A 21,075-nucleotide genomic window follows, 5' to 3' on the forward strand; every position below is an offset into this window, starting at 1 on the left:
ATGAGCCCCGATCACGTGGGTGACGAGGCTGCGGAGACTGCTCGGTTCCTGGGCTCGCTGCAGGCGCTCGCGGTCGCGGCCACGGCGCGGGGCAGGGATGCCCAGCGGGTACGGGAGGAAGCGGTCGCCGCTCTCTCCGAGTTGGCGGATCCGCCTGGCGAGGAAGAGCCGGCCGTTGACATCTCGCACATTCTGCGCGGCATCACCCCCGGTGACCGAGCGCTGCTCGGCGAAGCCTTGGAGATGTTCGCCCAGTGGATTCGGGAGCCGGGGGAGGAGAGCGGGCACGGGGTGGACGCCATGGTCCAGCGGTTGCGGAGCGAGTTGGGACCGTTGATCGTGCGGGATCGGGAAGCCGAGAAGGCGGCGGAGCGGGAGCGGCTTCGCCGGGAGGTGCGGGAGTCCCTCAGGTTTCGGCTTCGGGAGGCGGGGGTTGTGGGCGCCCAGGGCAGCTCGCGCGAGGGCGATTCGGAATAGTCGCCCGGACACGTCCTGGTCGTACAGGTCGGCCTGAACGAACTCCGCACCCGGGGTGCCGTGTGGGGGGCGCCGGTCCAGGAGGCGCAGCGGCACTCCTCGGTGGCGAGGTCGGCGGTGACGAGGTGCGGTAGGCCGGTTCGTTTGGGTCACTTCCGCTGGCCGAGGTTGTCGTTGATGATGTCCGTGTGACTCACCGCATCAGCGCTCTGATCTCGGCCTTCGGCGTCCTTGCCAGCGTGATACTGCTCGTTTTTGCCGTTCGTGAGTACCGCTCTGGGGCGTCGGTCCTCTGGCTCGTGGCTGGAGCCGCGATCTTCTTCGGCGCTTCGTACACGCTCGCGCGGGACGTGCGGCGGCTCCGCACCGGGCTGGCCGCCTGACAGTTGCACCGTTCCAACCAGCCCCGCCAGTCGTTGTTCGTGCGTGCCGTTGACTGACGCGCAGTGGGCGCGAATCGAGCCGTTACTCCCAGATCGGACACCGCGGCGGGGTGGCAGGTGGAGAGACCACCGAGAGGTGATCGACGCGATCGCCTGGAAGTTCCAGACAGGATCGCAGTGGATCCACCTCCCCGAGAAGTACGGCAACTGGCGAGGCGTCTACAACCGGCTGCGGATGTGGGCCATCGACGGCACCTGGGAGCGGGTGCTCACCACGCTGGTCGCGCAGGCCGACGCCGAGGAAGACCTCAACTGGGCCGTCTCGGTCGACTCGACCGTAGTGCGCGCACACCAGCACGCGGCCGGAGCCCGCAAAAAGTGCCCCTATGGGTTTGGTCAAGCAGCGGCGGTGGGTGCGGGGTCGTAGAACGTGCCGTCTCGGAGCATCGCGAAGAGCACGTCGATGCGGCGCCGGGCCTCACCGATGTCGCCGACCTCCGGCTGCGGCCGCCGGTGATGTTCGCCAAGGCCGCCGCGTCGCTGGAAGGAGATCCGGTCCGTGAGGGCGGACAGGTGGGAGATCAGGGTCCAGGCCTCAAGGTGACCGGGCTGGTACGGGTTGTCCTGGACGGCGATGTAGTCGAGGCCCGAGCCCTCCGCCCTGCGGGCCAGGAGCTTGTCGACGTTCCCCATGGTGACCAGCCCGCGCCGGGCGAGTCGAGTGGTGCCGGCCTGAGCCCGGAGGTCGTGCGAAAGGCGACGTTCGAGGAGGCTAGGCGGACGATGCCGAACGTCGCGATCGGCGACCTGGATGCGTTCGGTGAAGAGCTAGTGTGATGCGCCAGAAAAGTCGATCTTAAGTCTGTAGGCTGTTTTTATGTCGCATAGAGGCCCGCGTGCTGTCGAAGTCGTGCTGTCCGCTGGGGAGCGTGCGGAGTTGCTGCGCTGGGCGGGTGGCGGGGTGCCGGCCCGTGTGGCGGAGCGGGCGCGGATCGTCCTGGCTTGTGCGGACGGGTCGTCAAATACCTCTGTGGCGGCGGACTCTGTGGTCTCTGTGGAGACGGTGCGCAAGTGGCGTTCGCGGTTCGTGGCCCGGCGGCTGGCGGGTCTGGTGGATGAGCCGCGGCCGGGCCGGCGCAAGCCGGACCTGGTGCTCAGCGAAGCCGAGCGGGCGGAGCTGACGCGCTGGGCGCGGCGGGCGAAGACCGCGCAGTTCCTGGCCCTGCGCGCGAGGATTGTGCTGCGGTGTGCGGAGGGCGGGACGAACAAGGAGGTCGCGGCGGAACTCGGCATCGCCCACGCGACGGTGAACCGCTGGCGCTCCAGGTTCATCACCCTGCGTCTGGACGGGCTGATGGACGAGCCCCGCCCCGGCAGGCCGCCCTCGGTCCTGCTCGACCAGGTCGAGGACGTACTCGTGGCGACTCTGGAGTCCGTCCCGGGCAAGGACACGCACTGGTCGCGTGCCTCGATGGCGAAGCACAGTGGGCTGTCGAAATCGACCGTCGGGCGGATCTGGAAGAAGTTCGACCTCAAGCCCCACCTGCAGGACTCCTTCAAGCTGTCCACCGACCCGCAGTTCGTCGCCAAGGTCGTCGACGTCGTCGGCCTCTACCACCATCCGCCGGAGAAGGCGGTGGTTCTCTGCGTCGATGAAAAGAGCCAGATCGTGTGCCACGAACGCTGAAGGAGGCGTTGATGTAACAGCTTCTGGAAGCGGTGCTGTGCAGGAGATGGAGGTAGGTCCTCCGGAGTCGCTCTGCAGGGGGAGGCTCCAAACCACCGCAGGCTGCGTCGGTTAAATGCCGGTCGTGGTGAGCGCTGTGGAAAAGGCGCGGCAGTGATCGCGTCAGGTATGGGTCAGGAAGGCGAGCGTGAGCGAACCGCTGATGACGTGTCGTAATCTTTCTCATTGGCGTCGAAACCGGGGCATGATCTGGGCTCCGGGACAAGTCTGGGGGAAGCCTGTTGACTGCCCAGACGGCGTCCGGCATGGAGGCGGCGCGAGCCTGGCCCGGGCTCTTGCGCGGAACGTGGGAACCTGTCGCCCCGATACTGCGGCTGGCCTGGTAGGCCGGCGGCGAGAGGGAGAACCCCAAGCGGACAAAGCCGCGAGGGGTCGAGTACCGATGCGGGGCACGGGGGCGGACCGTCTCGTAGTAGCCGTGAAATCCGGTAATGCGGATGGAGCGAAGGGGACGGATCGTCCGGGTCTGCTTGGTGGCCAACCGGAGTGCCCGGGATGAACCAGACGAGCGGATCGAAGTCGTTCGAGATCTCGAAACACCTCGTGTTCGAGGCGTACTTGAGGGTCAAGGCCAACAAGGGTGCGGCGGGTGTCGACGGCGAGTCGATCGAGCAGTTCGAGGCGGACCTGAAGGGCAACCTCTATAAACTGTGGAATCGCATGTCGTCGGGCTGCTACTTCCCGCCACCGGTCAAGATGGTGGAGATCGACAAGCCGGGAGGACGCGGGGTCAGGGTCCTCGGCGTGCCCACGGTCGCGGACAGAATCGCGCAAACGGTGGTGGCCATGGTGCTGGAGCCACTGGTGGAACCTGTGTTCCACCCGGACTCCTACGGCTATCGGCCCCGCCGCAGTGCGCTGGATGCGATCGCGGCATGCCGGGAACGGTGCTGGAAGACAGACTGGGTGATCGATATGGACATCCGGGGGTTCTTCGACAACCTTGATCATGATCTCGTCCTCAAGGCCGTCGGGCACCACACCGACCAGCGGTGGGTCCTGCTGTATGTGGAGCGATGGCTCAAAGCCGCGCTTCAGAGGCGGGACGGCAGCCTGCAGGCCCGGGACTGCGGCAGCCCGCAGGGCTCGGCGGTTTCACCTGTGTTGTCCAACCTGTTCATGCACTACGCGTTCGATACGTGGATGGCCCGGGAGTACCCCGGCGTCCGGTTCGAGCGGTACTGCGACGACGTGGTGGTCCACTGCCGCAACGAGGTTCAGGCGCACCAGGTGCGTCAGGCCATCGGCGGGCGGCTGGCCGAGTGCGGTGGTCTGGAGTTACATCCGGACAAGACCCGCATTGTGTACTGCAAGGACCGGAACCGGCGTGGCTCGGCCGAGCACACGTCGTTCACGTTCCTGGGGTACGGGTTTCGCGTGCGAAGGCTCCGGACGAAGCGCGGAGATTACTTCTTCGGCTTCAATCCGGCCATCAGCGACGAGGCAGCCAAGCAAATCCGGATGCAGATTCGCCATTGGAGACTGCACCTGCGTAGTGACACGACCCTGGAAGAGCTCGCCCGGGAGATCAACCCGGTCGTGCGGGGCTGGATCAACTACTTCGGGCGGTTCCACCCGTCTGCGTTGCTCTCCACCCTCAACCGCATCAACGACTATCTGGTGCGGTGGCTCGTCCGCAAGTACAAGCGGTTCAAGCGGAAGCGAGCGAGAGCACGAGAGGCCCTGAACCGTCACGCCAGGCGGTTCCCCGGACTCTTCGCTCACTGGAAACTCGTCAAACCGTAACCGTGCACGACTGGACGATGGGAGCCGTGTAAGCCGAGAGGTTTACGCACGGTTCTGAGAGCGGCGGCGGGTGAAACTCCCGCCGCCGACTCACCCAGGCACTGGACCGCTCGCAGCCGGTACTGCCGATGATGCCGGGCATGCCCGAACGCCGCACCCACGACTACTACCGGCACGGGATCACCAGCCTGTTCGCCGCCTTCAACATCGCCGACGGCACCGTCATATCGGAACTGCACCGCCGCCACCGCGCCATCGAGTTCAAGAAGTTCCTGATCCGGATCGACAAGGCCGTGCCCACCGGACTCGATGTCCACCTGGTCTGTGACAATTACGCCACCCACAACACCGCCGAGATCAAGACGTGGCTGGGTAAACACCCCCGCTTCCACGTCCACTTCACCCCGACCGGCTCTTCCTGGATGAACCAGGTCGAGCGCTGGTTCGGCCTGCTGACCGACAAACTCATCCGCCGCGGCGTCCACACCTCTGTGACAGCCCTGGAGAAGGACATCACCGCCTGGATCGACACCTGGAACGAGAACCCGAAGCCGTTCACCTGGACCAAGACCGCTGACGAGATCCTCAAGTCCCTCGCCGACTACCTCACCAAAATCAGCCCACCCAGCACCAAAAACTAGCAGCAGATTTAGGACCGCCTTTTCTGGCGCATCACACTAGTCGAGGTCCTACGGAGGGGAGGGCATGTGTCGGAGTGAGATGTGGGTGAAGATGTCCGGCCGCACAACCGCTCGGCCGTTGCTGGATTGTGACGTTCCAGATTGAGGATTCCTTACATTCATTCCCCTGACGCACACTCGTTCGGCATGTCACTCTGGCCAGGGCCCACCCTGGGAGGTCTCCGTACGGGAGCTAGGGGGATCGGTGGGAAACGTCATCAGTCTGGAATTGGGGCCGCAGGACAGCCCAAGTAGCAGTAGAGGTGGTGTGTGTCCTGCCCTCCAGAATTGCCCAAGATTGCGGTCTTCAGGAACGCACGAGACAGCTCATGAAGGCACCGGGACTCGACTGCTCATCATGTCGCAGTTGCCTCGTTGGGTAAACGCAATAGGGCAGGCAGTGGGAGGTGCCGGCGGAAGGGATGCTCGCCAGCACCCCGCGCACCACTCGTCAATCATCGGTGGGATGGCAGGTGCCCTACATAGAAGTGCGCGGAAACAGCATCCGCGTGAAGTGGTGGAGCGGCGAGTACAAGCTCGGCGCTGACGGCAATCCGACGAAGAAGAAGCGGTACGAGTCCGCCAGCGGCCCCGAGCCCGGCGTGACGTTCCAGGACACGAACGAGGCGTACACCTACGGCCTCGACCGAGAGTCTGACGTCCGCAACAAGCGCAACCGCCGCATGGCGGGTGACCCTATGAACATGGCGGTCTACATCGACCGCTGGTTCAAGGAAGCAGACCTGCGGGCCAACTCGAACAGGACCAATGCGTCGCGGCTGAACGCGGTGATCAAACCGTACTGGGCGCAGTGGGACGTCGAAGAGATCACGCCGCTCGAGTACGACGCCTTCCGTAACTACGTTACCGGCAAGTACTCGGAAAACTACAGCAAGAATATCCTCGGGCTTTTCAAGATGCTGATGGACGACGCGGTCGTAAAGTACAAGCTCCGCGAAGAAAGCCCGATCGTGGAACAGCATCGCTGCGGCCGGTACAAGCGAAAGCAGACCCGCCGCGTCATGCGCAAGCTGTCCATCCAGTCCGTGCACCAGTTGGCCGTGAACGCCCACACGTTGTGGGGCTTCACCGGCTGGGCGTACATCTGGACCGTGGCTTTCACCGGCACCCGTCCTCCTGGCGAGATGTTCGGCCTCCAGCGGGGCTACTCGTCGCCCTACTGGCCCGCCTCCGAGCCTGATGACGAAGTGCGCGAGGAGGCCGAGCAGCGGTACGAGGCACTGCACGCGATGCGGGTGCAGTATCAGACGTACGTCGCGGACAAGCAGCACGTGCTGGCAGCTCCGAAGTACGACTCATGGCGAACACCGGTGATGCCGCCCGTCCTCCATGAGATGCATGTGGCTCTGCTGGCGTCTCATGAGAAGCCGTGGACGTTTCTGTCTGTCACGGGGAAGCCCCTTCTGGGGACGGATTTCGATCGGGACTACTGGTACCCGATGCGGGACGGCGACGAGGAACGGGACTCCGGGCCGCGGTATGCGCGGTGGGCGCGGCCCGCGATGCCGGCAGTCCCGGAGATGGCCGGGCAGGACATCTACCGACTGCGCCACTGGCACAAGGCGAAGCTGGATGAGTCGGGGACATTCCGCGCGTGGCGGTGGAGGCCCGAATGGGGCATGAGCTTCCGGGTGTGGAGGGTGTGTACAGCGAGGTGACGGTCGGGATGGAGGAGAGGATTGGGGAGTACCTTCAGCGTGTGTGGGAGAAAGAAGTAGTGGGTGCGGGGTTGTGGACGCCTCTTTTTCCCATGCCGCTCCCAGATGGCCTGCACGATGCTGCTCCGCCCCTGTTCAGTGGCCTACCAGTCCTGGAGTACGAATGATCGTCTGGATCAACGGTGCGTTCAGCGCGGGCAAGACGAGCGCCGCGCGCGAGCTGGTCGATCTGATCCCGAACAGCACGTTCTACGACCCTGAGCTGATCGGCGCAGGGCTGCGGTATCTGCTGCCCCAGAAGAGACTTGCCGAGGTGACGGACTTCCAGGACCTGCCGATCTGGCGGCGTCTGGTGGTGGACACCGCCGCGGCCCTGCTCGCCGAGGTGTCCGGGGTGCTGGTGGTTCCTATGACGCTGCTGCGACAGGAGTACCGCGACGAGATCTTCGGAGGGCTCGCCTCCCGGCGCATACCGGTGCGCCATGTACTGCTCTCACCTGAGGAAACGATCCTGCGCAAACGGATCGCCGACCGGGTGGAGTTCGCCGACGACCCGGAGCACAGCGAGCGCATCCGGCAGTGGGCCTACGAGCACATCGAGCCCTACCGGGCGGCGCTCGGCTGGCTCAACCGGGACGCCCACACCATCGACACCAGCGCGCTCACTCCGTACGAGACGGCCGAGCGGATCGCCGAGGCGGTCCGCACCGGAGCGGCCACCGCATGCGAGATCGTGCAGACGCCCGAGCCGACTGCGGAGACCGTCGCGGCCGGCGTGCTGCTCTTCGACGAACACGACCGGGTGCTGCTCGTCGACCCGACGTACAAGCCCGGCTGGGAGTTCCCGGGCGGAGTGGTCGAGACCGGCGAGGCACCGGCACAGGCCGGGATCCGTGAAGTGGCCGAGGAGATAGGCATCGATCTCGAACGGGTGCCGAAACTCCTCGTCATCGACTGGGAGGCGCCCGAACCACCCGGCTACGGAGGGCTGCGGATGCTCTTCGACGGCGGCCTGCTGCCCGGTGCGGACGCCGACCGGCTGCTGCTGCCCGGCTCCGAACTGCGCGGCTGGCGGTTCGTCACCGAGGAGGAGGCGGCCACCATGCTTCCTCCGACCCGGTACGAACGGCTGCGCTGGGCACTGCGCGCCCGGGAGCGGTCAACCGTGCTCAACCTGGAGGCCGGAGTCCCGGTCGGCTGAGGCACGCAGCACCGCGGCGGTGTCGACGGTGAGGGGATCGCCGTGCCCGAAGCAGACCGTGGCCGGTTCCGGAGCGGCCAGCCGTCGGAACGAGGCCACGGCCTGCGGCCGGTCGATGTTGAAGACGCCCAGCATCACCTGACCGGCCCCGGCCACGCAGTCGCCGGTGAACAGCACTCCGTGGTGCGGCAGATGGATACCGATGGAGCCGGGGGTGTGGCCCGGTACGTGGACCACACGGGCCCCCGATCCGAAGCGGATCTCGTCGCCGTCGGCCAGTAGGCCGGCACCATGCCGGATGTCAGCACAGGGACGCACGTCCGGCCGGTCACGGGGTCGTACTGCGAGGGGAGCGGGGCGGTGAAACCGGGGGTGTCGGCGTGCAGTCGGGCGACCATCACATGGAGCCGGCAGCGCGAGAGCGCGTCGAGGACCGCTTCCGTGTTTCTGCTCGCCCCGGACTCCTGCAGCAGTCGTTCGGCCTCCGTCGGCGGCGCCCGGCCGATCCCTGTCCCCGTTGTCACGGGCCGATCCTGTGAAACCGGGCCCGGACCGGCCTGTGGCGGGTGGTCCGGACCCGGTCCGCCGCGGACGGAGCGGCGGACCGGTCGGCCCTGCGAACAGGAGATCCGCAGGGACACGGGGCATCAGTGACGCGAAGTCAGGCCCGCTTGGACTCCGCGTAGTTCCGCAGGAAAAGGGCCTCGGCGAGCGAAAGCCGCTCCAGCTCCTCGGGTGACACGCTCTCGTTCACCGCGTGGATCTGTGCCTCCGGCTCGCTCAGGCCGATCAAGAGGATTTCGGCCTGCGGGTAGAGGGCGGCGAGGGTGTTGCAGAGCGGGATCGAGCCGCCCATCCCGGACGTCTGCATCTTCTCGCCGGGGTACGCGGCCTCCATCGCCTGCGCCATGGACGTGTACGCCGGGCTGGAGGTGTCCGCGCGGAACGGCTGGCCCTGGCCGACCTGTTCCACCGACACCTTGGCCCCCCACGGGGCGTGCGCCTTGAGGTGAGCAGTCAGCAACTCGGTGGCCTCAGCGGCGTCCTGGCCCGGCGGCACCCGCAGGCTGACCTGCGCCCGCGCGCTCGCCTGGAGCGACGGTGTCGCGCCGACCACCGGCGGGCAGTCGATACCGATGACGGTGACGGCGGGCCGTGCCCAGATCCGGTCGGCGACCGTACCCGTGCCGATCAGTCCGACGCCGTCGAGGACCTTCGCGTCCTTGCGGAACTCGGCCTCCGCGTACTGCAGCCCGTCCCATTCGGCGTCCGTGGCGAGCCCGTCGACGGTCGTGGTGCCGTCCTCGGCGCGCAGCGACGACAGCAGCTGGATCATCGCTGCCAGCGCGTCCGGGGCGGCGCCGCCGAACTGTCCGGAATGCAGGTTTCCTTCGAGGGTGTCCAGCGTGACCCGCAGCATCGTCATACCGCGCAGCGTCGCGGTCACCGTCGGCAGACCGACCCGGAAGTTGCCGGTGTCGCCGATGACGATCGTGTCGGCGGTCAGCAGTTCGGGGTGCGCCTCGGCGTACCGCTCCAGGCCGCCGGTGCCCTGCTCCTCGGAGCCCTCGGCGATCACCTTGACGGAGACCGGGACGCCGCCGTTCGCCTTGAGGGCGCGCAGGGCGAGGAGATGCATGATGAAGCCGCCCTTGCAGTCGGCCGCGCCGCGGCCGAACCAGCGGCCGTCGCGCTCCGTCAGCTCGAACGGCGGGGAGAGCCAGGCGCTCTCGTCGAGCGGCGGCTGAACGTCGTAGTGCGCGTAGAGCAGTACGGTCGGGGCGTCGGCCGGGCCGGGCAGGAAGCCGTATACCGACTGGGTGCCGTCGGGGGTGTCGAGCAGGGCGACATCCTGGAAGTCCTCGGCGCGCAGGGCGTCGGCGACCCAGTTGGCAGCCGCCTCGCACTCGCTCTTCGGGAACTGCGCGGGATCCGCCACCGACTGGAAGGCCACGAGCTCGGTCAGCTCCGCCTTGGCGTGGGGCATCAGCGAGGCAATGGTCTCGGAGATCGGACGGGCGGTCATGGGCACGCTCCTCGTGGGTGCGACGTTATGTGTACGAATCCGGGTACATGTACACCGAGTGTGCGGCGTTGCATGTAGGACGAACGCACGGTCGATCCTCCCACAGAGGGGGCCGGGCTTGGCGCGCCGTAGGATGCCGTGAGCAGCATGGGCCACTGGTGGGATCGGGAGCAGAAGCACATCGTGAGCAGCGAGAACGCAGACGCCGTACATGAGCACGAAGAGTCGTCCGTGTGGGACGTCGTCGTAGTCGGTGGCGGACCGGCCGGAGCCTCCGCGGCATACGCGGCGGCGGTCGCCGGCCGACGGGTACTGCTCCTCGAGAAAGCGGAACTGCCCCGCTACAAGACGTGTGGCGGCGGCATCATCGGGTTTTCGCGTGATTCGCTGCCGCCCGGATTCGAACTGCCGCTGCGGGACCGGATCCACGCGGTCACGTTCTCGCTCAACGGCAGGCTGGCGCGGACCCGCCGCTCCAAGCGGATGCTCTTCGGGCTCATCAACCGCCCCGAGTTCGACGCGGGGCTGGTCGAGGAGGCGCAGAAGGCGGGCGCCGAGCTCCGCACCGGAGCGACCGTGACGAGGGTCGAGCAGCACGGCGCCGCGGTGCCGGACCGGCGCACGGTCGCCGTGGTGCTGTCCGGCGGCGAGACGGTCCTGGCCCGCGCGGTCGTCGGTGCGGATGGCAGCGCTGGGCGGATAGGAGCCCATGTCGGGGTGAAACTCGACCAGGTGGACCTCGGCCTGGAGGCCGAGATCCCGGTTCCGGAGACGGTCGCGGAGGACTGGGCGGGGCGGGTGCTGATCGACTGGGGCCCCATGCCCGGCAGTTACGGCTGGGTGTTCCCCAAGGGCGACACCCTCACCGTCGGCGTGATCTCGGCGCGGGGTGACGGGGCGGGAACCAAGCGGTATCTGGAGGACTTCATCGCCCGGCTCGGTCTCTCCGGCTTCGAGCCGAAGATCTCCTCCGGGCACCTGACGCGCTGCCGCAGCGACGACTCGCCGCTCTCGCGCGGGCGGGTGCTGGTGTGTGGCGATGCGGCGGGGCTGCTGGAGCCGTGGACCCGAGAAGGCATCTCCTTCGCGCTGCGGTCGGGGCGGCTTGCCGGTGAGTGGGCGGTCCGGATCGCGGAGTCGCACGATGCCGTGGACGCCCGACGCCAGGCGCTCAACTACGCCTTCGCCATCAAGGCCGGCCTGGGTGTCGAGATGGGTGTCGGACGGCGCATGCTGAAGCTGTTCGAGCGCCGGCCCGGTGTGCTGCACGCGGTGCTGACGGGATTCCGCCCGGCCTGGAACGCGTTCGCCGGGATCACCCGGGGAACGACTTCGCTGGCCGAGCTGGTCCGTACGCATCCGCTGGCGCAGCGGGCCCTGTCCGCAATGGACCGCTGACACCTGACCTCTGACGCCGAGGGCGGGCCGGACCGCACCGTCAGCCCTCCATGGTGATCCGGAAGACGGGGTGGTCCGGGCAGGCGGCCTGGAGTTCTGCGTCCGTGGACTTTGCGGTGATGCCCTGGAAGTACTGGTTGACCTCCCAGCCCCACCGCTCCAGATAGGCGCGGACGATCAGCACCTTCTGCTCGTCGTCCGCGATCTCCACGGCCGTGAAGGTGCGGATCTTCCGGCCCACCCGCAGCTCGCCGCCACCGGCGACCCGCATGTTGCGCACCCACTGGGAGTGGCCCCGCGCGGAGACCAGATACTGCGTGCCCTGGTAGGTGTGGGAGTTCACGGGGATGCGCTGCATCTGCCCGCTCTTGCGGCCGCGCACCGACATCTCGGCCGAGCCGAGAAGGCTGACGCCGTGCCGGGCGAGCCAGCCGACGATGCTGTTCATCCGGACGTTGAACGCGTTGCCCTGAAGGTAGTACGGCTGAGACATGGTGACTCCCCCACTGTTTGAGAGCAGTGCTCTCGCTTGAGATCAGTGTGTATGGAAGTGGCGCTTAAAAGCAAGAGCAGTGCTCTCGTTGTTGGTCGGCGCTCTTTGTTCGTGGCAGACTGAAGACCATGAGCGCTATCCGAGGAGCCAGGGAACGGGCCCGCATCGAGGTCACCGCCGCCATCAAGGACGAGGCGAGGAAACAACTCGCGGCCGAGGGCGCCGCAAAGCTCTCGCTGCGCGCCGTGGCACGGGAACTCGGAATGGCGTCCTCCGCGCTCTACCGCTACTTCCCCAGCCGGGACGAACTGCTCACGGCCCTGATCGTCGATGCGTACGACTCCGTGGGCGAGAGCGCCGAGGCCGCCCACCGGGCCGCCCGTGCCGACGCCGCCCCCCACATCACCCGCTGGACCGTCGTCGCCCACGCCGTACGCGACTGGGCCCTCGCCCACCCCCATGAGTACGCACTGATCTACGGCTCGCCCGTGCCGGGTTACAGCGCACCGCAGGCGACGATCGGTCCCGCCTCCCGCGTCGGTCTCGTCCTGATCGCGGTCGTCGGCGAGGCCTACCGCACGGACGGTCTCGCCCTGCCGCCGCTCGCCGACGAGCTGCGCGCCGAGGCCGGGCGGATGGTCGCCGAGTTCGCCCCCGACCTTCCTCAGGAGGTCGTCGCCCCACTGATCGCCGCCTGGTCGCAGCTGTTCGGGCTGATCTCCTTCGAGATCTTCGGCCAGTTCAACCGGGTGGTGGAGGCCCGGGAGGTCTTCTTCCGGGAAGCCGTCACCGAACTGGCCCGCACGCTCGGCCTGCTCGGCCCCCGCAGCAGCCGGAGAGGATGAGGCACGTCCCCGCCGACCTCGTCCGACGTACTCCACAGGGAGTACGGGTGATCACCACGCCCGGCTGACGCCGCCTCCGCGGCTCGGGGTCTAGCGTGGCCGACATGGAAGAGCAACACTCACACTGGGCGCACGGCGGGCCGCCGCGCTGGCTGACAGGGGCGCCGGGGCACTATGCCTCCCGGCTGCCCTGGCCGTCGACGATCCTGCTCGGTGCCGTCGTCATGGTCGGTTCGACCATCGCGGCCCGGGGGCAGATGGACGAGCGGGCGCCGCTGGACATCTTTGCGCGGCTGTTGCTCTTCCTGGCCGTCGCCGTACTTCTGCTGCGCCACCGCCACCCCGTGGTGGCCGTCTTCGGCAGTTCGGCCGCAGCGATGATCTACCTCGCGGCCGGCTATCCGTACGGACCGGTTTTCCTTGCCGTTGCCGTGGGCTGCTTCAGCGCCGTTGTCTCCGGACACCGGCGGGCCGCCTGGACGGCCGTCGGGATGGTGTGGCTGGGGCACGTCCTGGTGGCCCACTGGCTCTACCGGTGGCTGCCGCCCTCCGACGATCACCCCGCCGCCTGGGGGCAGGAACTGGGCGTTGCCGCTTGGGTGGTGGCCATCATCGCCGCTGCCGAGTTCGTACGCGTGCGCCGTGAGCAGTGGGCGGATCAGCGCGCGGAGCGGGAGGCCGCGGAGCAGCGCCGGGCCGACGAGGAGCGGCTGCGGATGGCGCGCGAGCTCCATGATGTCCTGGCCCACAGCATCTCCGTCATCAACGTCCAGTCGAGTGTGGGTCTCGCGTTGCTGGACTCCGACCCCGAGCAGGCCCGTACCGCCCTCACCACCATCAAGGCCGCCAGCAAGGAGGCGCTGGGCGAGGTCCGCCAGGTCCTCGACACCCTGCGTACCCCTGGAGACGCCCCCAGGACCCCGGCTCCCGGACTCGACAGGCTCCCCGAGCTCGTCGAACAGGCGGCGGGCGCCGGGCTGACCGTCACCGTCGAGACCGATGGCGTACGCGGCGCGGTGCCGCCCGGCACGGATCTTGCCGCCTTCCGGATCGTGCAGGAGGCGTTGACGAATGTGGTCCGGCACTCCGGATCGCGCACCGCGCAGGTCCGTATCGGTTACGGGCCCGCCCGCATCCGGCTCCGTATCGACGACGAAGGCCCCGCCACCGGTGACGACGCAGGGGGCAGCGGCAACGGGCTGGCAGGAATGCGGGAGCGGGCCGCCGCACTGCGTGGCACGATCGAGGCGGGTCCCCGGGCCGACGGCGGCTTCCGGGTGCGTGCCGAGCTTCCGCTGTCGTCCGATTCGCCCGACGCGGCAGCGCACAAGGAGGAGACACCGTGATCCGGGTACTGCTCGCCGACGATCAGCTGCTGGTCAGGGCCGGTTTCCGGGCCCTGCTGGACGCTCAGCCCGACATCGAGGTGGCGGGGGAGGCTGCCGACGGTGAGGAGGCCGTACGCTTGGTGCGCGAACTGCGGCCGGACACCGTGCTGATGGACATCCGGATGCCGCATCTCGACGGCCTGGCCGCGACCCGTGCCATCACCGGGGACTTTGAACTGAGCGGCGTCAAGGTGGTCATGCTCACCACCTTCGAGCTCGACGAGTACGTCTTCGAGGCGATCCGCTCCGGTGCCTCCGGCTTTCTCGTCAAGGACACCGAACCGGAGGAGCTGCTGCGGGCGGTACGTGCGGTGGTGGGCGGCGACGCCCTGCTCTCACCGGGGGTCACCCGACGGCTGATCGCCGAGTTCGCGGCCCGGTCCAAGGAGCCCGCGGCGGCATCGGGGCTGAGCGAACTCACCGAACGCGAAAGAGAGGTGATGGCACTGGTAGGCATAGGGCTCTCCAACGAGGAGATCGCCCGCCGGCTGGTCGTCAGCCCGCTCACCGCCAAGACCCACGTCAGCCGCACCATGGTGAAGCTCGGCGCCCGCGACCGGGCCCAACTCGTCGTGCTCGCCTATGAGTCGGGGCTCGTACGTCCCGGCTGGCTCGGCTGACCCGGCCACGGCGGAGGGTGCGCAACCGCCTGTGGTCCGAACCGTCGCAGGTGCGGTGGCCGGCGGGCGAGAACTCCCCGTCGGCCACCGCACCTTCCCCCTCGCCGGGTGGTCGGTCGCGCACGGATACCTTCTGCGCGGCGGACGCCTCGGCTGCGGCGGGGGTCAGCGGGTTCGCGCTGCGCCGCTCGATGGTGACGAAGACGGTCAGCAGTACGGCGACAGCGAGGAACGACAACAGCGTGCGGCGGAGACCCAGTCGGCCTCCGGGCCTGAACGACCGTGAAACCCGGCAGCGGCATGGAAGCCGTGCCGGTGACGGCGCCCGGCAGGTCGTAGCCGCGGTGGGTGTCCTCGCGCTGCACGCACAGGACGCTCTGTGAGCTCGGCCGCGAGCTGCACCAACACGGCCTCGGCACCAGCGATTTCGAGGTGCTCGACGCCTCGCGGAGGGCGCGGCGGAGGACGGCAGCTCCGCCTGTCGTGTACAGGAACTGGCTGCCCGGGTCCACCTCGGCCAGAGCGCGCTGTCCCGTCCGGTCGCTCGCTTGGAGAAGGACGACATGGTGTGCAGCGGGGACCGGCGAGGTGTCCGGGTCGAGCTGACGGCGAAGGGCCGGGCACGTCACGCCGAGGTGAGACCGTCGTAGAGGCCGGTGCTCGCCCGCATGCTGAACGAACCGAGGCGCTGAGCGCCTCGCCGTGCGGTGTCCCGCCCCGGCCTGCTGTCACGACCAGGTGACTCCGGAGTTCTCGCACCAGAGCCGGGCCGGCTCCGGGTCGCCCGTCAGCGTGATCGCCGTGAGCGGCAGCCGGTTCCAGAGCATCAGATGGAGCTGCTCGGCCGTCGCGCTCAACTCGCAGTCCGCAGAGCCCTCTTCGGGTGCCGCTTCATGCCGTACGGTCTGCGGCGGTTCCGACGAGAGCCGCACGGTCCAGGTGGCATCCGTGTCCGTGGCCCGTACCCGCAGGGAACGCGGCTTTTCCGTACGCACTTTGCTCTTCGGGCGGGCGTGGAATCCGCGCAGCAGCTCGTCGATTCCGTCCACCGCGTGATCGGCCGCCAACGGTGACAACCGCCCGCCGCGTGCCGACTCCGCGTCCACCCGGTGAATCGTGGTCTCGTGCGCCTGCCGCCGGGCCCAGAAGGCCAGTGGCGACGGCGCGGGCATGAAGGTCCAGCACTCCAGTCCGGCCGGTGCGGCCGCCAGCGCGTCGACCAGGAGACCGTGGCCCTCGCGGAACCAGTCGAGCAGCTCGGGCCCGTCCAGCTCCGGTTCCCCGCCGTCCGGGTGGTACGACGTGTGGCCCTCGACGACGAACGCGGTCGCCCAGCGGTGCACCATCCCGGTGTGCCGGAGCAGATCGCGCACCTGCCAGCCCGGGCAGGTCGGCACCGGTGCCCCGGTTCCCGCACCCTGTGCCGCGGTCGCCAGCAGCTGTCCCTCGACGGTCAGGGACTTGATGTGGTCCGTGATTTCCATGGTCTCGATTGTGCCAGCGGTTCAGGCTCCCTGGGGGTGGGCGGTGCGAGTCCGGCTGCCGCCGCGCACCAGTCGTACGCACCAGCCGAGGGCGAGCGACTGCAGCACTACGGACACGACCAGGGCGAGGTGGACGAACCAGGCGGGTCCGGCCGCCTCCGCGCCCCACAGCGCGCTGCCGATGAAGAAGACGAACACGGTGGGTGCCGCAAGGAGGAACAGCCAGACCCCGGCGAACGAGGTGTCCTCGTGTGCGACGAACAGGATGTCCACGCTGACGAACACAGCGGCCGCCAGGACGAGGCCGAGGTAGATCAGCGAGGCGGTATTGCCGAAGGTCAGCCGCGCGAGCGTGCGGACGTGCTGCTTGTCGATGACCGGCTTGTTCATGGCCCGCTCCCCGTAGATGGATGACGCTTCCATCGTGTCTCCGGGGAGCTGTTCCTCCCTGAGTACGGCTACTTAATCGCTCATGTGTGCGCCGCGCTGCGTGCTCCGTACCCCAGTACCGCGGCCGCGGCGGCCAGCAGCGCCACTGTGGTGAGGGCCAGGGGGAGGGAGAACCAGTCGGCCAGGAAGCCGATCGCGGGCGGTCCGAGCAGCATCCCGCCGTAGCCGAGCGTCGACGCGGCGGCCACTCCACCGGGCCCGGCCAGCTCACCGGCCCGGCCGACCGCGACGGGGAAGATGTTGGCCAGACCGAGACCGGTGACGGCGAAACCGAGGAGCGCCAGCCAGGTGGTCGGGGCGAGCGAGCCGAGCAGCATCCCGGCGGCGGCCGTCGCACCGCCCGCGACGAGGGTCCGGGTCTGGCCGAGCCGTTCGAGCAGTGCCGTGCCGCTGAGCCGGCCGGCCGTCATGGCCAGTGCGAACAGGGAGTATCCGGCGGCGGCGATGCCCGGGTGGGCGTGCAGGTCCTGTTCCAGATGGAGGGCGCCCCAGTCGGCCAGCGCGCCTTCGCCGTACGCGGTGCAGAGCGCGATCACGCCGAACAGGAGCACCATGCGGCGGGCCCGCCCGGCCGGTCGCCGCGGCTTCTCGGCGTCGTCGGCCGTGGATGCGGGCTTCGGCGCCGGTTGGCGCAGCAGCACCGGTCCGGTCGCCGCGGTGACCAGGAGTCCGATTCCGGTGAGGACGAAGAGATGCGTGGCGGGGGAGAGGCCGCCCGCGACCAGTCCGCCGAGCCCGGCACCGACCATTCCGCCGAGGCTGAACGCGGCGTGGAAGCTGGGCATCACGGGACGCCGCAGGGCAGCGACCAGGTCGACCGCCGCGCTGTTCATCGCCACGTTCATCCCGCCGTACGCGGCGCCGAAGACCAGCAGCACCAGGCCGAGTGCGAGCGCCGAATGCGTCTGAGCGGGCAGGGCGATGCTGAGGGGGAGCAGAACACCGCAGACCACGGTCACCGGATGGCTGCCGAAGCGTCGGCACAGCCGGCCCGTGAGCATCATGGTCACCACGGCCCCGGCGGATACGCCGAGCAGGGCGAGGCCCAGGGTGGAGGCCGAGGCGCCGGTCTGGTGCTTGATGGCCGGGATGCGGACCACCCATCCGGCGAAGAGGAAGCCGTCGAGGGCGAAGAACACGGTCAGCGCGGTACGGAGGCGGGCCAACGAAGGTGGGGCGGTGTCTTTGCCCGGTCCCCCCGGTAGGGCCGTCCGCAGTTTGTTTAGTTGCGGCACAAACTCAGCATAGAGGCGTCCGGACAACGGGCGCAACATGGCCGCCCGCCGCGGCCGCACGGGGCGCAAGTGCGCCACCGGGGCGTCGGCGGCACCCGCGGATCGTGGGAGACTCGCCCCCATGAACGGCAAGGTGACCACCACCCGGACAAAGTTGGAGAGGGGCCGCAGCGCGCTCGGACCCGCGCTGGAACTGGTCCACACCGGACGCGCGCCCACCCGTGCCGTCCTCACCTCCGAGCTCGGGGTCACCCGGGCGACGGCCGGTGCGGTCGCCGCGGAACTGGAGGCGCTCGGCCTGATCCGGGTCGACTCCCGGCCGGGCTCCGCCGCCGGCTCGCAGGGCCGCCCCTCGCACCGGCTGGCCATCCGGGAGTCCGGGCCCGTCGCCATCGCCGCGCAGGTGCACGCCGACGGCTTCCGGGCCGCGCTCGTCGGGCTCGGCGGACGGCTCGTCGCCACCGCCCCCGGGTGTGTCACCGTCACGGCGGACCCGGCGCAGGTCATCGGCGAAGTGGTCGACGACTGTGCCCGGTTGTTGCGGGACAGCGGCCTGCGCTGTGTCGGTGCGGGCCTCGCGGTGCCGTCCGCGGTCGCCGAACCGGAGGGCACCGCGCTCAACCCGCTGCACATCGCCTGGCCGGCGGGCGCCCCGGTGCGAGAGATCTTCGCCGCCTGCGTACGGGAAGCGGGCATCCCCGGACCCGCGTTCACCGGGAACGACGTCAACCTCGCCGCGCTCGCCGAACACCGGCACGGTGCCGGGCGCGGTGCCCAGCATCTGCTCTGTGTGGCCACCGGTCACCGGGGCGTGGGCGGTGCCCTGGTCCTCGACGGCCGTCTGCACACCGGGAGTTCGGGACTCGCGCTGGAGGTCGGCCATCTCACGGTGAACCCCGAGGGCCGCCCGTGTCACTGCGGCGGCCGCGGCTGCCTCGACGTCGAGACCGACCCGCTGGCCTTCCTCATCGCTGCCCGTCGCGAACCCGGTCCGGAGGAGTCACTGCTCAAGCAGGCCGGCGATCTGCTGCGTACGGAGTACGAGGACGCGGCGGTACGGGGTGCGGCCGAGGAGCTGATCGACCGGCTCGGCCTCGGGCTCGCCGGGCTGGTCAACATCCTCAACCCCGATCGCATCATCCTCGGCGGACTGCACCGCGCACTGCTCGACGCGGATCCCGAGCGGCTGCGTGCGGTGGTGGCCGACCGGAGCCTGTGGGGGCGCAGCGGCAGTGTGCCCATCCTGCCGTGCACGCTCGACCACAACAGCCTGGTGGGGGCGGCGGAACTGGCCTGGCAGCCGGTGCTGGACGATCCGCTGGCCGCGCTTGCGTGAGGGGGCCTCGGGTGCGTTGTGCTCCTCGAGTGTCAGGCGGCGGTGTCACCGGGGGCGAGCAGCGCGAGCAGTCCACGCGCGCCCGCGTCGAAGGCGTCCGTCGAACCGGAGGCGCGGGCCAGCACATAGCCGCCCTGCACCGTCGCGACGATCGTCGCCGCCACGTCCTCGGGAGCCAGAAGGCGGGTGAACTCGCCCTGGTCCAGGCCCTCCTGGACGATCTCGGCGAGCCTTCCGCGCAGCCAGCCGATCGTCTCGTCGACCGGTGCGCGCAACTCGTCACTGGCGATGACTTCCGGATCCATCGTCAGCCGGCCGACCGGGCAGCCGCGCAGCACATCGCGCTCGCGCAGGAGATACGTCGAAATCCGCTCATACGCCGTTCCCGGGCCGTCGAACAACTGCCCGGCCGTCTCGCGCATCTGCGAGGCCGTGCGGCGGATGGCCGTGAGTGCCAGATCGGGCTTGCCCGCGAAGTGGTGGTACATGCTGCCCTGGCCCGCCCCCGCCTGCTGCTGTATGGCCTTGGGGCTGGTGCCCACATAGCCGCGCTCCCACAGGAGCTCCTGGGTGGCTTCGATCAGACGGTCCGGAGTGCTCATGACTCGACTGTACATACCAGTAGGTACAGAATCCGGTGATGTCGGCCCGACGACGGGAGCAGCCGCACATCCGCCACGTACTTCCGAGGGGGTACGCGCACGGCCGCCGGCCGTACGACGACTCCGACCCCTCCCGGGGTCAGGCTCGGAGGCGTCAGGAAAACCTGACTGCGAACCCTGAACCGAGGGAGTTGACCGAGATGAACACCCTGGCGTACAGCGGTGGACCCGGACCCTGGATCCTCCTCTTCCCGCTCTTCTGGGCGGCCGCCGCGATCGGCGGCGTCACCCTGCTGCGCCGTACCGTTCGGCGCGGCCGACGAGGCCCCTGGCAGGCCCGTACCACTCAGGAAGCACCCGCCGAAGGGTCACCGATCACCCTGCTCGGCCGCCGCTTCGCGGCCGGAGAGGTCGACGAGGACGAGTACTGGCGTCGGCTCTCCGTCCTCGACGAACAGTTCGGCCGCGGCAGCAAGGAAGGAGTGGCATGACCACCACCGTCCCCACCTCCGAGCCCACCCCCACCCCCACGTCCACCTCAGCCGCCTTTGCTGCCCGGGTCGTCGACGCAGTGAAGCTCTACGGCACCGGCGACACCCGGGTCAGGGCCCTCGACGGGGTGAGCGTCGACTTTCCGGCCGGCCGCTTCACCGCGATCATGGGGCCCTCCGGCTCCGGCAAATCCACCCTGATGCACTGCGCGGCGGGACTCGACACCCTCACCTCCGGCTCCGCCTTCATCGGCGACACCGACATCAGCGCCCTCGACGACCGCAGGCTCACCCTGCTGCGCCGGCGGCGCATCGGCTTCGTCTTCCAGTCCTTCAACCTCCTGCCGACGCTCACCGTCGCCGAGAACATCACCCTCCCTCTGGATCTTGCGGGGGAGCGACCCGACCCGGAGTGGCTCGACGCACTCGTCGACACCGTTGGACTGCGGGACCGGCTGCACCACCGGCCCGGCGAACTGTCCGGCGGACAGCAGCAGCGGGTGGCGGTGGCGCGGGCCTTCGCGGGCAGTCCCGATGTCGTCTTCGCCGACGAACCGACCGGCAACCTCGACTCCCGTTCCGGCCAGGAGGTGCTCTGGTTGCTCGGCCGAACCGTCCGGCAGGCTGCCCGCACGGTCGTCATGGTCACCCATGACCCGGTCGCCGCGGCCCACGCCGACGAGGTCGTCTTCCTCGCCGACGGCAGGCTCGTCGACCGGATGTCCGAGCCCACGGCGGAGCGCGTGCTCGACCGCTTCAAGTCCTTCGCCCCTCACCCGTCACGCAGGCGGTGA

Annotated in this window: 20 protein-coding genes and 4 pseudogenes; 16 read left to right on the forward strand and 8 right to left on the reverse strand. The window is 69.0% G+C overall.

All coding sequences use genetic code 11. The features are described 5' to 3' along the window. The 3 genes from IEZ15_RS32385 to IEZ15_RS32395 all read left to right on the forward strand — a co-directional run bounded on the left by IEZ15_RS32385 (position 1) and on the right by IEZ15_RS32395 (position 1,287). Complete coding sequence (locus tag IEZ15_RS32385; protein WP_189280548.1) at positions 1-477, forward strand: hypothetical protein; 477 nt, start codon at positions 1-3, stop codon at positions 475-477. Positions 478-665: 188 nt separating this feature from the next. After that, complete coding sequence (locus tag IEZ15_RS32390) at positions 666-860, forward strand: hypothetical protein (protein ID WP_189280549.1); 195 nt, start codon at positions 666-668, stop codon at positions 858-860. Positions 861-903: 43 nt separating this feature from the next. Beyond that, positions 904-1,287 carry an IS5 family transposase gene (locus tag IEZ15_RS32395; RefSeq protein ID WP_189280550.1) on the forward strand — a complete coding sequence of 128 codons (384 nt, stop codon included), beginning with the start codon at positions 904-906 and terminating at the stop codon, positions 1,285-1,287. On the opposite strand, the gene IEZ15_RS32400 is transcribed toward IEZ15_RS32395, so the two are convergent. Next, a complete protein-coding gene (locus tag IEZ15_RS32400) occupies positions 1,257-1,553 on the reverse strand; it encodes a hypothetical protein (protein WP_189280592.1) in 297 nt (98 codons plus the stop codon). The two genes, IEZ15_RS32395 and IEZ15_RS32400, sit on opposite strands and share 31 nt — an antisense overlap. A gap of 184 nt (positions 1,554-1,737) precedes the next feature. On the opposite strand from IEZ15_RS32400, the pseudogene IEZ15_RS32405 reads away from it, so the two are divergent. The 5 genes and pseudogenes from IEZ15_RS32405 to IEZ15_RS32425 all read left to right on the forward strand — a co-directional run. Continuing rightward, positions 1,738-2,529, forward strand: a pseudogene (locus IEZ15_RS32405) (IS630 family transposase); the annotation flags it as partial. A 573-nt stretch (positions 2,530-3,102) separates the two neighbouring features. Next, the gene (gene ltrA / locus IEZ15_RS32410) at positions 3,103-4,353 is read left to right on the forward strand and encodes a group II intron reverse transcriptase/maturase (RefSeq protein ID WP_189280551.1); all 1,251 of its coding nucleotides are present in this window, start codon (positions 3,103-3,105) and stop codon (positions 4,351-4,353) included. 95 nt (positions 4,354-4,448) lie between these two features. Further along, positions 4,449-4,994, forward strand: a pseudogene (locus tag IEZ15_RS32415) (IS630 family transposase); the annotation flags it as partial. A 461-nt stretch (positions 4,995-5,455) separates the two neighbouring features. Beyond that, positions 5,456-6,712, forward strand: a complete 1,257-nt coding sequence (locus IEZ15_RS32420; RefSeq protein WP_189280552.1) for a hypothetical protein — start codon at positions 5,456-5,458, stop codon at positions 6,710-6,712. 163 nt (positions 6,713-6,875) lie between these two features. Beyond that, positions 6,876-7,913, forward strand: coding sequence for an NUDIX hydrolase (locus IEZ15_RS32425; protein WP_189280553.1), 1,038 nt, complete (start codon positions 6,876-6,878; stop codon positions 7,911-7,913). On the opposite strand, the pseudogene IEZ15_RS32430 reads toward IEZ15_RS32425, so the two are convergent. Next, positions 7,872-8,192, reverse strand: a pseudogene (locus IEZ15_RS32430) (MBL fold metallo-hydrolase); the annotation flags it as partial. The gene IEZ15_RS32425 and the pseudogene IEZ15_RS32430 sit on opposite strands and share 42 nt — an antisense overlap. Positions 8,193-8,574: 382 nt before the next feature. Further along, a complete protein-coding gene (locus IEZ15_RS32435) occupies positions 8,575-9,939 on the reverse strand; it encodes a dipeptidase (RefSeq protein ID WP_189280554.1) in 1,365 nt (454 codons plus the stop codon). Positions 9,940-10,122: 183 nt separating this feature from the next. On the opposite strand from IEZ15_RS32435, the gene IEZ15_RS32440 reads away from it, so the two are divergent. After that, entirely contained in the window at positions 10,123-11,337 is a 1,215-nt protein-coding gene (locus IEZ15_RS32440) for a geranylgeranyl reductase family protein (protein WP_189280555.1), read from the forward strand. 40 nt (positions 11,338-11,377) lie between these two features. Here IEZ15_RS32440 and IEZ15_RS32445 read toward each other — a convergent pair whose 3' ends face one another. Continuing rightward, complete coding sequence (locus IEZ15_RS32445; RefSeq protein WP_189280556.1) at positions 11,378-11,830, reverse strand: nitroreductase/quinone reductase family protein; 453 nt, start codon at positions 11,828-11,830, stop codon at positions 11,378-11,380. Positions 11,831-11,958: 128 nt separating this feature from the next. Here IEZ15_RS32445 and IEZ15_RS32450 point away from each other — a divergent pair, with 128 nt between their 5' ends. The 4 genes and pseudogenes from IEZ15_RS32450 to IEZ15_RS45335 all read left to right on the forward strand — a co-directional run bounded on the left by IEZ15_RS32450 (position 11,959) and on the right by IEZ15_RS45335 (position 15,333). Next, positions 11,959-12,675, forward strand: coding sequence for a TetR/AcrR family transcriptional regulator (locus tag IEZ15_RS32450; RefSeq protein WP_189280557.1), 717 nt, complete (start codon positions 11,959-11,961; stop codon positions 12,673-12,675). Between the two features lie 104 nt (positions 12,676-12,779). Then, the gene (locus IEZ15_RS32455; protein ID WP_189280558.1) at positions 12,780-14,021 is read left to right on the forward strand and encodes a sensor histidine kinase; all 1,242 of its coding nucleotides are present in this window, start codon (positions 12,780-12,782) and stop codon (positions 14,019-14,021) included. Beyond that, complete coding sequence (locus IEZ15_RS32460; RefSeq protein WP_114243129.1) at positions 14,018-14,683, forward strand: response regulator; 666 nt, start codon at positions 14,018-14,020, stop codon at positions 14,681-14,683. The genes IEZ15_RS32455 and IEZ15_RS32460 overlap by 4 nt, the downstream gene beginning before the upstream one ends. A 348-nt stretch (positions 14,684-15,031) precedes the next feature. After that, positions 15,032-15,333: pseudogene (locus IEZ15_RS45335) on the forward strand (MarR family winged helix-turn-helix transcriptional regulator). A gap of 78 nt (positions 15,334-15,411) precedes the next feature. Here IEZ15_RS45335 and IEZ15_RS32465 read toward each other — a convergent pair. The 3 genes from IEZ15_RS32465 to IEZ15_RS32475 all read right to left on the reverse strand — a co-directional run bounded on the left by IEZ15_RS32465 (position 15,412) and on the right by IEZ15_RS32475 (position 17,852). Next, complete coding sequence (locus tag IEZ15_RS32465) at positions 15,412-16,167, reverse strand: maleylpyruvate isomerase family mycothiol-dependent enzyme (protein ID WP_189280559.1); 756 nt, start codon at positions 16,165-16,167, stop codon at positions 15,412-15,414. 21 nt (positions 16,168-16,188) lie between these two features. After that, positions 16,189-16,557: an SCO4225 family membrane protein gene (locus IEZ15_RS32470; RefSeq protein ID WP_189280587.1), complete on the reverse strand. Its 369-nt coding sequence runs from the start codon at positions 16,555-16,557 to the stop codon at positions 16,189-16,191. 80 nt (positions 16,558-16,637) lie between these two features. Then, positions 16,638-17,852: an MFS transporter gene (locus IEZ15_RS32475; protein WP_189280560.1), complete on the reverse strand. Its 1,215-nt coding sequence runs from the start codon at positions 17,850-17,852 to the stop codon at positions 16,638-16,640. 121 nt (positions 17,853-17,973) lie between these two features. Here IEZ15_RS32475 and IEZ15_RS32480 point away from each other — a divergent pair, with 121 nt between their 5' ends. Next, positions 17,974-19,188 carry an ROK family protein gene (locus tag IEZ15_RS32480; protein WP_114243126.1) on the forward strand — a complete coding sequence of 405 codons (1,215 nt, stop codon included), beginning with the start codon at positions 17,974-17,976 and terminating at the stop codon, positions 19,186-19,188. A 32-nt stretch (positions 19,189-19,220) separates the two neighbouring features. On the opposite strand, the gene IEZ15_RS32485 is transcribed toward IEZ15_RS32480, so the two are convergent. Continuing rightward, positions 19,221-19,790, reverse strand: coding sequence for a TetR/AcrR family transcriptional regulator (locus IEZ15_RS32485; RefSeq protein WP_189280561.1), 570 nt, complete (start codon positions 19,788-19,790; stop codon positions 19,221-19,223). A gap of 200 nt (positions 19,791-19,990) precedes the next feature. On the opposite strand from IEZ15_RS32485, the gene IEZ15_RS32490 reads away from it, so the two are divergent. Next, a complete protein-coding gene (locus IEZ15_RS32490) occupies positions 19,991-20,281 on the forward strand; it encodes an SHOCT domain-containing protein (protein WP_189280562.1) in 291 nt (96 codons plus the stop codon). Then, positions 20,278-21,075: an ABC transporter ATP-binding protein gene (locus IEZ15_RS32495; protein WP_189280563.1), complete on the forward strand. Its 798-nt coding sequence runs from the start codon at positions 20,278-20,280 to the stop codon at positions 21,073-21,075. Before IEZ15_RS32490 ends, IEZ15_RS32495 begins: the two co-directional genes overlap by 4 nt.

The organism is Streptomyces atratus (assembly GCF_014648655.1).
GTDB classification, from domain to species: Bacteria; Actinomycetota; Actinomycetes; order Streptomycetales; family Streptomycetaceae; genus Streptomyces; species Streptomyces atratus.

Excerpts from the sequence above, each read along its gene's own strand:
- IEZ15_RS32455 (WP_189280558.1), top strand. The coding sequence starts at position 12,780 with ATGGAAGAGCAACACTCACACTGGGCGCACGGCGGGCCGCCGCGCTGG.
- IEZ15_RS32425 (WP_189280553.1), top strand. The coding sequence starts at position 6,876 with ATGATCGTCTGGATCAACGGTGCGTTCAGCGCGGGCAAGACGAGCGCC.
- IEZ15_RS32385 (WP_189280548.1), top strand. The coding sequence starts at position 1 with ATGAGCCCCGATCACGTGGGTGACGAGGCTGCGGAGACTGCTCGGTTC.
- IEZ15_RS32465 (WP_189280559.1), bottom strand. The coding sequence starts at position 16,167 with ATGGAAATCACGGACCACATCAAGTCCCTGACCGTCGAGGGACAGCTG.
- IEZ15_RS32480 (WP_114243126.1), top strand. The coding sequence starts at position 17,974 with ATGAACGGCAAGGTGACCACCACCCGGACAAAGTTGGAGAGGGGCCGC.
- IEZ15_RS32495 (WP_189280563.1), top strand. The coding sequence starts at position 20,278 with ATGACCACCACCGTCCCCACCTCCGAGCCCACCCCCACCCCCACGTCC.
- IEZ15_RS32435 (WP_189280554.1), bottom strand. The coding sequence starts at position 9,939 with ATGACCGCCCGTCCGATCTCCGAGACCATTGCCTCGCTGATGCCCCAC.
- IEZ15_RS32490 (WP_189280562.1), top strand. The coding sequence starts at position 19,991 with ATGAACACCCTGGCGTACAGCGGTGGACCCGGACCCTGGATCCTCCTC.
- IEZ15_RS32470 (WP_189280587.1), bottom strand. The coding sequence starts at position 16,557 with ATGAACAAGCCGGTCATCGACAAGCAGCACGTCCGCACGCTCGCGCGG.
- IEZ15_RS32420 (WP_189280552.1), top strand. The coding sequence starts at position 5,456 with ATGCTCGCCAGCACCCCGCGCACCACTCGTCAATCATCGGTGGGATGG.
- IEZ15_RS32445 (WP_189280556.1), bottom strand. The coding sequence starts at position 11,830 with ATGTCTCAGCCGTACTACCTTCAGGGCAACGCGTTCAACGTCCGGATG.
- IEZ15_RS32400 (WP_189280592.1), bottom strand. The coding sequence starts at position 1,553 with ATGGGGAACGTCGACAAGCTCCTGGCCCGCAGGGCGGAGGGCTCGGGC.
- ltrA (WP_189280551.1), top strand. The coding sequence starts at position 3,103 with ATGAACCAGACGAGCGGATCGAAGTCGTTCGAGATCTCGAAACACCTC.
- IEZ15_RS32450 (WP_189280557.1), top strand. The coding sequence starts at position 11,959 with ATGAGCGCTATCCGAGGAGCCAGGGAACGGGCCCGCATCGAGGTCACC.
- IEZ15_RS32485 (WP_189280561.1), bottom strand. The coding sequence starts at position 19,790 with ATGAGCACTCCGGACCGTCTGATCGAAGCCACCCAGGAGCTCCTGTGG.